We start from the raw sequence: 14,125 nt of genomic DNA, 5'->3' as shown, positions 1-14,125 counted from the left end.
TCCAAAACCCCTTCGGGCCAAAAGTGTTACCCATGTCTCCGGTATAAACCGTAACCTATGTGTCCGGAACGGACCGTCTGCGCTTGGCTGGGGCGCCAGGATTCGAACCTGGGAATGTCGGTACCAAAAACCGATGCCTTACCACTTGGCGACGCCCCAATAGCCGTCAGAGTCGCTGTGCGGCGCGTTATTAGCAGAGCAGCCGAAAAGCACAATGCTTATGAACGACCGCGAAGACGCTCGGCTGACCAGCGGTGCAATCGGCGCTTGGTGATCCACAAGCGGACTAGTGGGACCACACAGCCAGCTCGTTGCCGGCTGGATCGACGAAGTGGAAGCGTCGGCCGCCGGGGAATGAGAATATCCGCCTGACGATCGTTCCGCCGGCGCTTTCGACGGCGCGAAGGGTTTCCTCCAGATTGTCGCTGTAAAGCACGGGCAACGGCTTGGCCGGTGCTTCCGCGGCATCGGCCTGAAAGCCGCCATCCAGGCCCTCGGCGAAGGCCGAATAGGTCGGCCCATAATCTGTGAAAGACCAAGCGAAGGCGGCGCTGTAGAAGGCCTTCAACCGATCCAGCGTGCCGCCGGTCGCCGGCATTTCCAGATAGTCCAGTTTTCCAGGCTGTTTCATGACGCACCTCTTGTTCCCTTTATGTTCTAGACGTCGAGCCGTGAGGTGGCAAGTCTTTTTGCCACAGGCCCAGGCGGAGTTTTTTCTTAATCGATTGTAGCGGCCGAACGGCTTGCCGACGCCTTGCCTTTCGCACTGCAGCATCATATCGCTCCAAAGTCGGGCACGGATGGAACTTTGCGTTTCGCCAATCTTTCCAATCTCCTGCAACCGGAGAGCAAGCATGACCAAATGGGTTTTCACCTTTGGCGATGGTGCGGCGGAAGGCCGTGCCAGCGACAAGAATCTGCTGGGCGGAAAGGGCGCCAACCTGGCCGAGATGTGCAGCCTGGGGCTGCCAGTGCCGCCGGGCTTTACGATCACCACCGAGGTCTGCAATGCCTATTATGCCAACGGTCGCACCCACCCGGCGGGATTGGAGGCTGATGTCGCAGTCGCCCTCGACCATATCGGCCGGCTGACTGGCCGCCGGTTCGGCGACCCGTCGAAGCTGCTCCTGGTTTCGGTGCGTTCCGGCGCCCGGGCGTCGATGCCCGGCATGATGGACACCGTGCTCAATCTCGGATTGAACGACGAGACAGTCGAGGCGCTGGCCGCCGATTCCGGCGATGCGCGCTTTGCCTATGACAGCTACCGCCGTTTCATCCAGATGTATTCCGATGTCGTCATGGGCCTCGATCACGAGGTGTTCGAGGAAATCCTGGAAGACCAGAAAGCCAGCCTCGGCCACGAGCTCGATACCGAACTGACGGCGATCGAATGGCAAGGCGTCATCGCGCTCTACAAGGCCAAGGTCGAGGAGGAACTCGGCAGGCCGTTCCCGCAGGATCCGCACGAGCAACTCTGGGGCGCGATCGGCGCGGTGTTTTCAAGCTGGATGAACAACCGGGCCATCACCTACCGGCGTCTGCACGATATCCCGGAAAGCTGGGGCACGGCGGTCAATGTCCAGGCCATGGTGTTTGGCAATATGGGCGAGACCTCGGCCACCGGCGTTGCCTTCACCCGCAACCCCTCGACCGGTGAAAAAATGCTTTATGGAGAGTTCCTGGTGAATGCGCAGGGCGAGGATGTCGTCGCCGGCATCCGCACGCCGCAGAACATCACCGAGGCGGCGCGCATCGCGGCCGGTTCCGACAAGCCTTCGCTGCAGAAGCTGATGCCGGATGCCTTCCAGTCCTTCGTCACCATCTCCGACAGCCTGGAAAAGCACTACCGCGACATGCAGGATCTCGAATTCACCATCGAGCGCGGTAAATTGTGGATGCTGCAGACCCGGTCCGGCAAGCGGACCGCCAAGGCGGCGCTCAGGATCGCGGTTGAAATGGCAAGGGACGGCCTGATCACGAAGCAAGAAGCCGTCGCACGCATCGATCCTGCTTCTCTTGACCAATTGCTCCACCCGACCATCGACCCAAAGGCCGCACGAGACATCATCGGCGTCGGGCTGCCGGCGTCTCCGGGTGCTGCCACCGGCGAGATCGTCTTTTCTTCCGGCGATGCCGAGGATCTGAAGACGCAGGGGCGCAAGGCGATCCTGGTGCGTATCGAGACCAGTCCGGAAGATATCCATGGCATGCATGCGGCCGAAGGCATCCTGACCACGCGCGGCGGCATGACCAGCCACGCAGCGGTCGTCGCGCGCGGCATGGGCAAGCCTTGCGTGTCGGGAGCCGGCTCGCTGCGCGTCGACTACAAGGCAGGCACGCTGGTCTCGATGGGGCAGACCTTCCGCAAGGGCGACATCATCACCATCGACGGCGGCAACGGCCAGGTGCTCAAGGGCGCCGTGGCGATGCTGCAGCCGGAATTGTCCGGCGATTTCGCCGCCATCATGGAATGGGCGGACGCGGTACGCCGCATGAAGGTGCGCACCAATGCCGAAACGCCGCTCGACGCCCGCATGGCGCGCTCCTTCGGCGCCGAGGGCATCGGGCTATGCCGCACCGAGCACATGTTCTTCGACGGCGCCCGCATCGTCGCCATGCGCGAGATGATCCTGGCCGACACCGAGAAGGATCGCCGCGCGGCGCTGGCCAAGCTTCTGCCCATGCAGCGCTCGGATTTCCTGGAGCTGTTCGAGATCATGGCCGGCCTGCCGGTGACGATCCGCCTGCTCGATCCGCCGCTGCACGAATTCCTGCCCAAGACCGAAGCGGAAGTCGCCGAAGTCGCGGCCGCCATGAACGTGTCGGCAGACAAGCTCAGGCAGCGCACCGAGGCCCTGCACGAATTCAACCCGATGCTAGGCCATCGCGGCTGCCGGCTCGCCGTCTCCTACCCCGAGATCGCCGAGATGCAGGCGCGCGCCATTTTCGAGGCGGCAGTCGAGGCCGGCAAGAAAGCCGGCGCGCTGGTCGTCCCCGAGATCATGGTGCCGCTGGTCGGTCTGGCGAAGGAACTCGATTTTGTGAAGGCACGCATCGACGCCGTCGCCAAGAGCGTCATGGACGAGAGCGGCGTCAACATCGATTACCTGACTGGGACCATGATTGAGCTTCCCCGCGCGGCGATCCGCGCCCATGTCATTGCCGAGTCGGCCGAGTTCTTCTCCTTCGGCACCAACGACCTCACCCAGACCACCTTCGGCATCTCGCGCGACGATGCCGCCTCCTTCCTGGAGACGTATCGCCAGAAAGGCATCATCGAGCAGGATCCGTTCGTTTCGCTCGACATTGAGGGCGTCGGCGAACTGGTGCGCATGGCGGCGCAGAAGGGCAGGGCGACGCGACCCGACATCAAGCTCGGCATCTGCGGCGAACATGGCGGCGATCCCTCGTCGATCCGCTTCTGCGAGGAGGTCGGGCTCGACTACGTCTCCTGCTCGCCCTACCGCGTGCCGATCGCCAGACTGGCAGCGGCGCAGGCTGCAGTGCAGACAACGACCACGGGGCGTGGATAGACCGGTCCGAGCTTACGGTTTTGTATGAAAACTCACGCGAACGTGCTAGAGGTATCGCGCAATCTCGCCATTGTTTCTGACCAATTTCGTGATGATCGCCAAACGTCTCCGGAAACATATGTTGCAGATTTCACCCGCTCCGTTCCGCTCGATCCTGATCATTCAAACGAAGTTCATAGGCGATATCGTCCTCGCTTCGACCCTCGCCAGGAACCTTCGGCTCGAATTCCCCGGTGCCAGGATCGTGTTCCTCTGCGAAGCGCACTTGGAGAGCTTCGTGATTGCGCATGGCATCGCTTCGGAGGTGGTTCCGTTCAGGCGGGCTCGCGCGCGGGGCACCCCGCTGGAGCGCGGAAAAGAGCTCTACGCAACGGTGAAGGCGCTGCGCGGCTTCTGCTTCGATTTGACGATCGACCTGACCGATTCGAAGACCTCTCGGCTTATCAGCGGCTTGGTCAACGCAAAGACACGCGTCGGCTACAATCCCCCGGAAAGGCCGCTGAAGCTGCTGGAGCGGCAGCCCGCCAATGTGTTTGCCAAACCATTCGGGTTTGGCGGCCAGCATTTTGTTTATCGCTATCTCTCCCCTCTTGAAGCGCTCGGCATCGATCTGCGGGTGACGGTACCGAGCCTCCAGCCGCCGCCATTCGAGGCCGCGAAAGCCTTGGCGCTTCTGGGCACGCACCACATCCGTCCGAACGCCTTCGTCGCTGTCCACGCAGGCGCGAGTTTCAAGGGCCGGCAGTGGCAGCCGGAACGGTTTGCCGAGGCGATTGACCAGATTGCGGCCGAAACCGGACTGGGCATCGTCCTGGTGGGAGGGCCGGGCGAAGGTGAAACCGCCGCGCGGATCGTTGCCGAGACGGCGACGCCGGTGGTGGACCTGGTCGGAGCGCTGTCGCTCGAGACCCTACTGGCCGTCCTGGAACAGGCTCGGCTGTTTGTGGGCAATGAAAGCGGGCCGATGCATATGGCCGCTGCCGCCGGCACCCCGGTTGTCGGCCTTTTCGGCCTGACGCATCCGTCACGCTGGGGACCTGTCGGCGTGCCCAGCATCGCGCTTCGGCCGTCAATGCCATGTGACTGCGTGGCCAAGGATTTGTGTCGCCGAACCGATCCCAGCAAGGCGTGCTGCGTTTGGCGCCTGGAGGTGAAGCCGGTTGTCGAAGCGGCGCGCGAAATTCTCGCGCGCACCGAGCTGAAAAATGAACGCGCTGTCTGAGGGCGATGGAACGGCAAGACTGTCGCTGAACGGCTCGTCGACCAAGTGGGAGGTCAAATTGCCGCGCCAGGCGTTTTTCTGCTATCCCTCGTCCGATTTCCGCCTTCATGCGGGTCTTGGGATGTCGGCTTGAAACCGCCGGTCGGGAACTTGGTTCGATGCATTTGCCGCAAAAACATCTCTGCATGATCGCCATGTCGGTGGCGCTGATATCCAGCGCCCATGCCACGCCGCTGGTCGAACCCACGCTGCACATCAAGCCGGCTGCAAGCGGAACCGGTCGCGTTGCACTCACGCTCGATGCCTGCGGCGGCAAGACCGACACGCGCATTCTCTCGGCGTTGGTGGACAACAAGATACCGGCTACCATTTTTGTCACCGGCATCTGGCTGAAGCGCAACGCCGAGGCCGTCGCGATCATGCGGGCGCATCCCGACCTGTTCGAGCTGGAAAATCACGGTGGCCGGCATATCCCGGCGGTCGACACGCCACAGAAGATCTATGGCATACGCAGCGCCGGCAGCCCGGAAGCAGTCCTTGCCGAAGTCGAGTCGGGGGCCGCGGCTCTGGCCACGACCGGCGAACCGGCGCCGAAATGGTTCCGTGGCGCAACAGCCGAATACAGTCCCTCGGCCATTGCGATGATCCGCAAACTCGGCTTCAAGATTGCCGGCTTCTCGATCAATGGCGACGGTGGCTCGCTGCTCGGCGCCAAGGAAACGGCCAGGCGCATCGCCGCCGCCAAGGACGGTGATGTCATCATCTCCCACATCAATCAGCCGACCCATGCCGCCGGCGAGGGCGTGGTTCAGGGCCTGCTGGCGCTCAAGGACAAGGGCATGACCTTCGTGCGCCTCGACGATGCCGACGGAACGGGTAATCACGGCACCACCGACTAAGGGCCGGCATCACCTGAATATCAATGCCCCTGAGTGTCTTCAAGCCGAAGCGTTCAGTCCGGCTTGGCCTCGATGCTGACCTTGCTGGCGTAGAACGCGCCGTGGTCGCGGATGTCGGTCATCTCGTCGAAGGGCTGCCGATAGGCCCACATCGCGTCCTTGCCCGCTTCGCCCGCCGGCAGCACGCTCCAATAGCTGGCATCACCCTTGTAGGGGCAGTGCGTCGCGTGATCCGTTCGGCTGAGCTTGTCGAAATCGATATCGGCGAACGGAATGTAGAAGGCGGCGGGGTAGGGGGCCTCCGTCAGCACCTTCGCCTTGGCGGAAGAAGCGATGACCGTACTGCCGGCGCGGATTGTGACGGTGCCGGAATAGGGCTCTATCGTGATGATCTTGTCGGGATTGCGCTGGAAGCCGGGTGCCGGGTTGGCGATCTTGTCCATGCTGGTTCTCCTTGCCCCGACCTTAGGTGTGGTGGGCGACCGGATAGAACAAGGCCCGTGGTCACAAACAAGCAGACACCAAGCGCCCCGTGCGTGGCGCAAGACTGGCCTTGGCGTGGCAGCGGAAAATCAGGCAGCGGTTTTGAAGGCGTCCATCAGCCCGGCATAGGCGGCCGCGATGCCCGCCACCGGGTTGCTGCTTCTCGAGATCGTCTCGACCTTCAGCGCCCCTCCGACGGTTGGCAAGGTGAGCAGAAGGAACTGGCGATTGCCGCCATCACCGACGGATGCCGCCGCGACGTGCTGGCCTTCGCCTTCGTTCTGGACGCACATCTTGAACAGCAGTGTGCCGCCGACCGCTTCGAGCGCGCCGCCGACAACTTCGACGAACTCGTCTTCGGAAACGGTCTTTTCGTCCGGCATCAGATCGGCCAGGCTTTCGGCAAGCGTACTCTCGAGAACCTTATCGTCGAGCGCGTCCATGCGAACCTCTTTCAGTCGCCAATCGCACCCCTTTGCCCGTTAACGAAGCTTAACACCGACGATGGCCGGATTATGGCACTTTTTGCTGTTGGTCCGATCACGAGGAGTTTGCGCCGATGGAATCTATTTGAAGCTCCTGCCATTCGGTCGGCGGCAGGGACCCCCAAATTTCAGGAGCGCTTCAGCAACGACCAGACGGCCGGCACGAGGCTGGCCGCGAGCGCGACCTTGATGAGATCGCCGACGATGAACGGCACGACGCCGAACTGCCAGGATTTTTCCGGACCGATGAGCAGCGCCAGCCAGGCAAAACCCATCGCCATCATCACCCCTTCGGCAACCAGCATGGCGTTGAAAAGCTTGATCGGATGACGGTCCCAGCCGCGGTCGGCGGCCCAGCCGACAATCGCCGCCATGACCACGAAGCCGGCGAGATAGCCGCCGGTCGAGCCGAGCATGTAGGCAATGCCGATGCCTTTTTCCGGCGTGCCCTGGAAGACCGGGAAGCCCATGGCGCCTTCCGCCATGTAGAGCAGCAGGGTGGCGACGCCGAGCCGCATGCCGAAGGCGGCGGCGATCAGCAGGACGGCAAGCGTCTGCATCGAGAGGTCGACAGGCCCGAGCATCACCTTGGTCTTGGCCGAAAGAGTCAGGAGCAGCGTCCCGGCGATCGCCAGCAAAAACTGCGTTGCAAGTCGCGCGGCACCTTCCTGCGGCAAGGCCAGGAAAACAAGCGGGCGCGTCGTCGTTGCGGTTGTCATGGTCTTCCCCAATTCAATCTTGCCGCGAACCAGAAATCGCGGTCTTGCATTTTCCTATATTGGCTTGCGTGCTATGCGGCAATCTGTTTTGCCGTTCCGGGAACAAAGCGCCGACATGGCTCTCAAATTCGATATCAGCTTCGACCCTGCTTACGGCCGAGGTGTAAGGGTGGCCCCCGACGTGCAACGCGTCACGGCCCCTAATCCCAGTCCCTTCACTTTCCACGGCACCAACAGCTACGTCGTGGGCCACGATACGCTGGCGGTGATCGATCCGGGGCCCGATGACGAAGCGCATCTTCAGACCTTGCTCGACGTGATAGCGGGCCGACCGGTGAGCCACATTTTCGTCAGCCACACGCATCGCGACCATTCTCCGCTGGCGGCCCGGTTGAAGGAGCGCACCGGCGCCCAAGTGCTGGCGGAGGGACCGCACCGGCCGGCGAGGCCCTTGCACATTGGCGAAACCAACGCGCTCGACGCCAGCGCCGACACCGCTTTCATTCCCGACATCGCCTTGCCGGACGGCGAGCTGGTCAGCGGCGACGGCTGGGCGATCCGGACCGTCCTGACGCCCGGCCATACCGCCAACCATGCGGCATTCGCGCTGGAAGGCACCGGCATCCTGTTTTCAGCCGATCACGTCATGGGCTGGGCAACCTCGATCGTCGCGCCGCCGGACGGGGCAATGGCCGACTACATGGCATCGCTGGACCGCCTGATCGAGCGCGGTGACCGGCTGCTGCTGCCTGGCCATGGGGGACCGGTGACGGCGCCGCGCGCTTTCATGCGCGGGCTGAAGACCCATCGCAAGATGCGCGAACGAGCCATATTGGAACGGATCAGGGCCGGCGACAGGACAATCCCCGACATGGTCAAGGCGATCTACAGGGATACCGATCCCCGGCTGCACGGCGCCGCCGGCCTGTCGGTGCTTGCCCATCTGGAGGACCTGGTGGCGCGCGGCGTGGTGGCGACGGACGCCGCTCCCGCCATAGATGGCATTTTCACGCCTGGCCGATAGCCCTGCCGCCGCCCACCCGTTCACCAATCATCGTCGCGGCGCGCGATTTGCTCGAAAAATGGCTATTGTGCCGGCGCCGCGCCGATCTGGCCGGCGACTTCCTGATCGAGCTCCGTGAGGAATTCAGTGATGCGCGCGGCATTGTCGCCAAGGTCATGGCGGCCGTAACGCGAGGCGGAGCGCATGTCGACGATGACCGTGTCGCCGTCATCCGTGACGCGAATGGCGACGTCGGCGGGAAGGCCAAGAACGAAACTCGAGGCGACGGCGGTGATTGTCACCTCCGTCTGTCCGGCGAGTTCGGGATAAGGCTCCGAAAGGTCCCAGCCGCGCCGGTCGAGCACAGTTTCAACGGCATTGACGACGGTCTCGAACGGCAGGTCGTAGCTGCGTGCGGTGACCAATGGATAGCTGTCCGTCTGCAACGTCTGCTCACCCGGCGTCGACGGGGACACTGCGTTCATGTCCTTGGTCCGGTCGCTGACATCGAGCGCGGGCGGTTCATCGAAATCGGTCGAAATGTCCCGCAGCGGCGGATAGATCGTCGCCCAGTAGGCGGCAACGCCGTACGGGGTGAGCACCAGCAGCGCCAGCAAGGCGCCGACGGTGAGATCACGGCCACCACGGTCACCGAAATTCCACAGCCTCGCAAAGGCCAGGCCGGCAAACAGCAGCGCCAGCGCCGCCAGCAGGGCAGCAATGCCCAGTACCCACAGGAAGACCGGCGTTTGGACGAGGCCGAAGCGATGGCCGACAAAGTTCGTCAGCAAAAGCACCGCTGAAAAGGCGCCCGTGCGCCGCGACCAGCCGGCAGCCTTCGACGTTTGCCGTTCGGGAATGCTAACCATTATTCTCTGCGCTGCCCCAACCCGGATGGAGGTTTAGTGCCTTTTTGCGGAAACACGCAACATCCTCTCAATCCGTCGGCAAGCGATAGTCCCTGAACTGCTGACGCAAGGTGATCTTCTGGATCTTGCCTGTGGCGGTGTGCGGTATCTCGCCGACGAAAGCGACGTCGTCCGGCATCCACCATTTGGCCACCTTGCCATCCATGAAATCGAGAATCCCGGCCTTGGTCGGTTCCTTGCCCGGCTTGGCAACGACGACCAGCAGGGGCCGCTCGCCCCATTTCGAATGCTTGACGCCGATGGCCGCGGCTTCCGCCACATCGGGATGGCCAACGGCCAGATTCTCCAGGTCGATGGTCGAAATCCATTCGCCGCCGGACTTGATGACGTCCTTGGCACGGTCGGTGATCTGCATGTAGCCGCCGGCATCGATATGGGCGACGTCTCCAGTGTCGAACCAGCCGTCCACGTCGAACTGCTCCGCGCCCGCACCGCCATAATAGGCGCGGGCGACGGCCGGGCCGCGCACCTTCAGCCGGCCGAACGTTTTGCCGTCCCAAGGCTGTGGATTGTTCTCGTCATCGGTCACCTTCATTTCGACGCCAAAAGGCGGGTAACCCTGCTTGCTCTGGACGTCGAGCCGAGCCTCGCCCTCGAGGCCGGCATAGTCCGGCTTCAAGGTGCACAGCGTGCCGAGCGGCGACATTTCGGTCATGCCCCAGGCATGGATGACCTGGACACCGTAATCGTCCTGGAATTTCGTCATGATCGCGCGCGGGCACGACGAGCCGCCGATCACGACCTTGCCGAGATGGGGAAGCGTCTTGCCAGTCTCCTCCAGATATTGCAGCAGCATCATCCACACGGTCGGCACGGCGGCGCTGAACGTCACCTTTTCCTGATCGAGCAATTCATAGATAGAGGCGCCATCCATCTTGCAGCCGGGCATGACCAGCTTGGCGCCGATCATCGGGCCGCTCTGGCCAAGACCCCAGGCATTGGCATGGAACATCGGCACCACCGGCAGAATCGTGTCGCGCGACGACAAGCCCATGGCGTCGGGCATGGCCGCGATCATGGCGTGCAGCACGTTTGAGCGATGACTGTAGACGACGCCCTTGGGATCGCCCGTCGTGCCCGACGTGTAGCACATGCCGGCGGCGGTGCCTTCGTCGAAGCTCCTCCAGGCGAAATCGCCATCGACCTCTCCTAGCCACTCCTCATAGGCGACGGCGTTGGGCAGGGTCGTTTGCGGCATGTGCGCCTTGTCGGTGAGCACGATCACTTTCTTCAGCGATTTGACGGCACCGGCGATCTTCTCGAGCAACGGGATGAAGGTGAGGTCGACGAAGACGGCCTTGTCCTCGGCGTGGTTCATGATCCAGACGATCTGTTCGGGAAACAGGCGCGGATTGAGGGTGTGGTAGATAGCACCGATGCCCATGATGCCGTACCAGGCCTCGATGTGGCGGGCGGTGTTCCAGGCCAGCGTCGCGATGCGGTCGCCCAAGGCAAAACCGTCGCGCTCCAGGCGCTGGGCGACCTTGAGGGAACGACGATGAAGGTCGGCATAGGTGGTGCGCACGATCGGCCCCTCGATCGAACGCGACACGATCTCCCGCGCACCATGCTGCCGCTCGGCGTTGTCGATCAGCTTGTGGCACAGCAGCGGCCATTCCTGCATCAGTCCCAGCATACCGGGTTCCTCCATCACGCTTTTCACGGTGCGCTTTTGATCGCATTGTGAAGCGAACCGGGGAATTGTCCAGCGTCCACAAGCGCAGCGGGCGAAAGTCGGAGTTCGAACCTGTATCGGCAAACGGTTGAATCCGGACGGCTTTTTGATTTCGCTTGGCTGCATCGGGCCCGGACCGGCCATCGATGGCGATCTGGCCAGGCGGTTGGCCGATTTGGCATGGGCGCTTGGTCGGCACCAAAGACATCACCTCTATATATCGGCTGAGGGTTCGGCAGGTTTCTCAAGGATTGGAGAATAAGCTGGGACATTAGCCGCGGCTTTTAAATTGCAATGCAGCAATGCTGCCGATCAGAACTTCTGCCAACTATTCCGCTAAATAGATGCTTGCTGGTGAGGTCGCACTGGCGTAGCTCTTGATCTTCGACTGAGTCGAATCGCCAATGGTGAGGGGTCCGGTTCGCTTTGCGAAGGAACGGCCTGCCAAGTGTAGTGGCGATTGCCGACAGGGGCACCTTTCGGGGGAAGGGGAAGAAGTTGAATGTCGCAACATCAACGATTGTCGGAAGCCGGCACTTCCTGTTCAGAATTCGTTTTCAACTCATCGGCGGACTGACATTCGCGATCATCGCGCCAGCACTGATCCGGATAGCATCCTATCCGGACGCGATCTATTCGGCCAATCTGCAGATAACGGTCGCGGCTGCCATCATTGCGCATGTTACCGGCTTTCTTGCCTATCGCCGCATTGGCAATTTTCCGGGCGTGGCCGCGGCCAGCTATATCCTGCCGACATTCGTCCTGTCCTACGGTCTTGTTTTCTTGACGATTTTCTTTTTCCGCTTCGAGTATAGCCGGTTTCAGGCCGCCGCCAGCTTCACGCAGTCCACGCTCTGGTATTTCGGCCTGAGCCTCATGACCCGGCGTCTTGAGCCGTACCGGCTGGCCGTCATTCCCGGCGGCAATGTCGAGCGCCTCAGGGCCCTGCCGGGCGTGCACTGGTTCTGGCTCAAGTCGCCCGGCACCGTTATCGAAAGAGTTAACGGCGTTGTTGTCGATTTGCGTGCGGACCTCGGCGCCGAATGGGAGCGCTACATCGCCGACCGGGCGCTGTCGGGCACGCCGGTCTATCACGTCAAGCAGGTCAGCGAATCGTTGACCGGTCGTGTCGAGATCGAACATCTATCGGAGAACACGCTCGGCTCGCTCAATCCGAACCAGGCTTATCTCAAGATCAAGCAGGCCATCGACTGGACCTCCGCGCTTGTCCTTGTCGTGGTTCTTTGTCCCGTTCTGCTGCTGGTCGCCCTATCGATCCGGCTGGACTCGGAAGGCCCCGTGCTGTTTCGCCAACCCCGCATGGGCTACCGGGGCAGGATCTGCACCGTCTACAAATTTCGTTCGATGAGGCAGCAGACCGGCTCCGGCAGCGACAAGGACAAGGCGATCACCAAACGGGATGACGATCGCATCACGCGGGTCGGGAGCTTCCTGCGCAAGTTCAGGATCGACGAGCTGCCGCAGGCCATCAACATCCTGCGCGGTGAGATGAGCTGGATCGGGCCACGGCCGGAAGCTGTCGTGCTGTCGCAATGGTATGAGGCGGAATTGCCGTTCTACCGGTACCGGCACATCGTCAGGCCGGGCGTGAGCGGGTGGGCACAAGTAAATCAGGGCCATGTCGCAGCGGTCGGCGATGTCATGGAAAAATTGCACTATGATTTTTACTACATAAAGAACTTCTCACCTTGGTTGGACGTGCTGATCGTTCTCAGGACCATAAAAACGATGTTCACCGGTTTTGGTGCGCGATAGCCAAATCAGGGCCTGAATCCGATCGCACGTGCAGGAAGCAATGGATCTCGCCTCAAGGAAAATAGCTGTCATCGGACTTGGCTATGTCGGTCTGCCGCTGGCTGTGGCCTTCGGGGCGACCAGGGATGTGATCGGCTTCGACATCAACCCGTCGCGCGTGGAGGCACTGAAGCGCGGCGAGGACCATACGTTAGAAGCCAGCGAGGAGGAAATCGCCGCCGCCAGAGGGCTGAAGTTCACCAGCGAGAAAGCCGATCTGCACGACTGCGGAATTTTCATCGTTACCGTGCCCACGCCGATCGACCGGGCCAACAGGCCGGACCTGAAGCCTCTCGTCATGGCGTCGACGACGGTCGGCGAGGTCATATCCCCGGGCGCGGTGGTGATCTTTGAATCCACCGTCTATCCCGGCTGCACGCAGGAAGTCTGCGCACCGCTGATCGAGAAACATTCCGGGCTGCGTTACAACAGCGATTTCTTCCTCGGCTACAGTCCAGAGCGCATCAACCCCGGCGATCGCGAGCACCGGCTGCAGACGATCGTCAAGGTCACCAGCGGTTCCACGCCAGAGGCGGCGGAGGCCATCGACGCGCTCTATGCCTCGATCGTGCCGGCGGGTACGCATCGTGCCTCCAGCATTGCCGTGGCCGAGGCCGCCAAGGTCATCGAGAACACGCAGCGCGACTTGAACATCGCCCTGATGAACGAGCTGTCGCTGATCTTCGGCAAGCTGGGCATCGACACGTCGGAGGTGCTGGAGGCGGCCGGCACCAAATGGAATTTCCTGCGCTTCACGCCGGGCCTCGTCGGCGGGCACTGCATCGGCGTCGATCCTTATTATCTCACCCACAAGGCCCAGGAACTCGGCTATCATCCCGAGGTGATTCTTGCCGGGCGCCGCATCAATGACGGCATGGGCCAGCATGCGGCGGACCAGACGGCCCGCCTGATGATGCGCAAGGGCATACCTGTCGTTGGCAGCCGGATTCTGGTGATGGGTGCGGCCTTCAAGGAAAACTGTCCGGACTTGAGGAATTCCAAGGTCGTCGACGTCGTCGCGCAACTGAGGCAGTACAATGCCGGCATCGATATCTGGGACCCTTGGGTCGACGCGCAGGAATGCGCACGCGCTTTCGGCACGGCGAGCGTGAAGGAGATGCCCGCCGCGCGCTATGACGGCGTCATCGTCGCTGTCGGACACGCGCAGTTCCGCAGCTTGGGCGTTGCGGGGCTGAAGTCGCTTTGCAAGGACCCCAGTGTAATCTACGACATCAAGGGGCTGTTCCCTAGGGACGTTACGGACGGGCGCTTCTGATGAAGGTATTGGTCACCGGCGCTGCCGGCTTCATAGGCTATCATGTCGCCAGGCGGCTCCTGGAGCGCGGTGACGAGGTTGTCGGC

The 14,125-nt window shown here is 62.2% G+C and carries 14 protein-coding genes and 1 tRNA gene; 8 read left to right on the top strand and 7 right to left on the bottom strand.

Annotation, left to right across the window (positions count from 1 at the left end; genetic code table 11):
• Positions 1-84: 84 nt before the first annotated feature.
• Both LB554_RS29080 and LB554_RS29075 read right to left on the bottom strand, forming a co-directional pair.
• Positions 85-159, bottom strand: a tRNA-Gln gene (locus LB554_RS29080).
• 127 nt (positions 160-286) lie between these two features.
• Positions 287-631 carry a VOC family protein gene (locus LB554_RS29075; protein WP_015318754.1) on the bottom strand — a complete coding sequence of 115 codons (345 nt, stop codon included), beginning with the start codon at positions 629-631 and terminating at the stop codon, positions 287-289.
• Positions 632-854: 223 nt separating this feature from the next.
• On the opposite strand from LB554_RS29075, the gene ppdK reads away from it, so the two are divergent.
• The 4 genes from ppdK (at position 855) to LB554_RS29055 (ending at position 5,654) form a co-directional block, all read left to right on the top strand.
• On the top strand, positions 855-3,533 hold the full coding sequence (gene ppdK, locus LB554_RS29070) for a pyruvate, phosphate dikinase (protein ID WP_140726501.1): 2,679 nt from the start codon (positions 855-857) through the stop codon (positions 3,531-3,533).
• 265 nt (positions 3,534-3,798) lie between these two features.
• Positions 3,799-4,755, top strand: coding sequence for a glycosyltransferase family 9 protein (locus tag LB554_RS29065; RefSeq protein WP_224588233.1), 957 nt, complete (start codon positions 3,799-3,801; stop codon positions 4,753-4,755).
• Positions 4,739-4,888: a hypothetical protein gene (locus LB554_RS29060; RefSeq protein WP_015318751.1), complete on the top strand. Its 150-nt coding sequence runs from the start codon at positions 4,739-4,741 to the stop codon at positions 4,886-4,888. The genes LB554_RS29065 and LB554_RS29060 overlap by 17 nt, the downstream gene beginning before the upstream one ends.
• A 25-nt stretch (positions 4,889-4,913) precedes the next feature.
• Complete coding sequence (locus LB554_RS29055; protein WP_015318750.1) at positions 4,914-5,654, top strand: polysaccharide deacetylase family protein; 741 nt, start codon at positions 4,914-4,916, stop codon at positions 5,652-5,654.
• Positions 5,655-5,707: 53 nt separating this feature from the next.
• On the opposite strand, the gene LB554_RS29050 is transcribed toward LB554_RS29055, so the two are convergent.
• From LB554_RS29050 to LB554_RS29040, 3 genes are all read right to left on the bottom strand, one after another.
• Positions 5,708-6,097 carry a DUF427 domain-containing protein gene (locus LB554_RS29050; protein WP_015318749.1) on the bottom strand — a complete coding sequence of 130 codons (390 nt, stop codon included), beginning with the start codon at positions 6,095-6,097 and terminating at the stop codon, positions 5,708-5,710.
• A gap of 129 nt (positions 6,098-6,226) precedes the next feature.
• The gene (locus tag LB554_RS29045) at positions 6,227-6,580 is read right to left on the bottom strand and encodes a hypothetical protein (RefSeq protein ID WP_224588231.1); all 354 of its coding nucleotides are present in this window, start codon (positions 6,578-6,580) and stop codon (positions 6,227-6,229) included.
• Between the two features lie 170 nt (positions 6,581-6,750).
• Entirely contained in the window at positions 6,751-7,341 is a 591-nt protein-coding gene (locus LB554_RS29040) for a biotin transporter BioY (protein WP_140793432.1), read from the bottom strand.
• 115 nt (positions 7,342-7,456) lie between these two features.
• Between LB554_RS29040 and LB554_RS29035 the strand changes: the two genes are divergently transcribed.
• Positions 7,457-8,365 (top strand): MBL fold metallo-hydrolase, encoded by a 909-nt coding sequence (locus LB554_RS29035; RefSeq protein ID WP_140793434.1) that lies wholly within the window; start codon positions 7,457-7,459, stop codon positions 8,363-8,365.
• A 62-nt stretch (positions 8,366-8,427) separates the two neighbouring features.
• Here LB554_RS29035 and LB554_RS29030 read toward each other — a convergent pair whose 3' ends face one another.
• Positions 8,428-9,213: a DUF1499 domain-containing protein gene (locus LB554_RS29030; protein WP_140663254.1), complete on the bottom strand. Its 786-nt coding sequence runs from the start codon at positions 9,211-9,213 to the stop codon at positions 8,428-8,430.
• Positions 9,214-9,280: 67 nt separating this feature from the next.
• Positions 9,281-10,909 carry a fatty-acid--CoA ligase gene (locus tag LB554_RS29025; protein WP_015318744.1) on the bottom strand — a complete coding sequence of 543 codons (1,629 nt, stop codon included), beginning with the start codon at positions 10,907-10,909 and terminating at the stop codon, positions 9,281-9,283.
• A gap of 537 nt (positions 10,910-11,446) precedes the next feature.
• On the opposite strand from LB554_RS29025, the gene LB554_RS29020 reads away from it, so the two are divergent.
• The 3 genes from LB554_RS29020 to LB554_RS29010 form a co-directional block, all read left to right on the top strand.
• Positions 11,447-12,724: a sugar transferase gene (locus tag LB554_RS29020; RefSeq protein WP_224526043.1), complete on the top strand. Its 1,278-nt coding sequence runs from the start codon at positions 11,447-11,449 to the stop codon at positions 12,722-12,724.
• Positions 12,725-12,764: 40 nt separating this feature from the next.
• Complete coding sequence (locus tag LB554_RS29015; protein WP_015318742.1) at positions 12,765-14,039, top strand: nucleotide sugar dehydrogenase; 1,275 nt, start codon at positions 12,765-12,767, stop codon at positions 14,037-14,039.
• Positions 14,039-14,125 (top strand): NAD-dependent epimerase/dehydratase family protein (locus LB554_RS29010; RefSeq protein WP_224588234.1); only part of this gene is annotated, 87 nt, incomplete at its 3' end. The genes LB554_RS29015 and LB554_RS29010, both read left to right, overlap by 1 nt.

This window comes from Mesorhizobium sp. CO1-1-11 (assembly GCF_020164995.1).
Taxonomy (GTDB): Bacteria; Pseudomonadota; Alphaproteobacteria; order Rhizobiales; family Rhizobiaceae; genus Mesorhizobium; species Mesorhizobium australicum.
The sequence above is the reverse complement of the archived record's forward strand: the minus strand, read 5'-3'. Positions and strand labels throughout refer to the sequence as shown.

What these genes read in the sequence shown, in the direction of transcription:
- LB554_RS29045 (WP_224588231.1), bottom strand. Translation starts at nt 6,580, where the DNA reads ATGGACGCGCTCGACGATAAGGTTCTCGAGAGTACGCTTGCCGAAAGC.
- LB554_RS29040 (WP_140793432.1), bottom strand. Translation starts at nt 7,341, where the DNA reads ATGACAACCGCAACGACGACGCGCCCGCTTGTTTTCCTGGCCTTGCCG.
- LB554_RS29025 (WP_015318744.1), bottom strand. Translation starts at nt 10,909, where the DNA reads ATGCTGGGACTGATGCAGGAATGGCCGCTGCTGTGCCACAAGCTGATC.
- LB554_RS29055 (WP_015318750.1), top strand. Translation starts at nt 4,914, where the DNA reads ATGCATTTGCCGCAAAAACATCTCTGCATGATCGCCATGTCGGTGGCG.
- LB554_RS29035 (WP_140793434.1), top strand. Translation starts at nt 7,457, where the DNA reads ATGGCTCTCAAATTCGATATCAGCTTCGACCCTGCTTACGGCCGAGGT.
- LB554_RS29050 (WP_015318749.1), bottom strand. Translation starts at nt 6,097, where the DNA reads ATGGACAAGATCGCCAACCCGGCACCCGGCTTCCAGCGCAATCCCGAC.
- ppdK (WP_140726501.1), top strand. Translation starts at nt 855, where the DNA reads ATGACCAAATGGGTTTTCACCTTTGGCGATGGTGCGGCGGAAGGCCGT.
- LB554_RS29075 (WP_015318754.1), bottom strand. Translation starts at nt 631, where the DNA reads ATGAAACAGCCTGGAAAACTGGACTATCTGGAAATGCCGGCGACCGGC.
- LB554_RS29030 (WP_140663254.1), bottom strand. Translation starts at nt 9,213, where the DNA reads ATGGTTAGCATTCCCGAACGGCAAACGTCGAAGGCTGCCGGCTGGTCG.
- LB554_RS29015 (WP_015318742.1), top strand. Translation starts at nt 12,765, where the DNA reads ATGGATCTCGCCTCAAGGAAAATAGCTGTCATCGGACTTGGCTATGTC.
- LB554_RS29060 (WP_015318751.1), top strand. Translation starts at nt 4,739, where the DNA reads ATGAACGCGCTGTCTGAGGGCGATGGAACGGCAAGACTGTCGCTGAAC.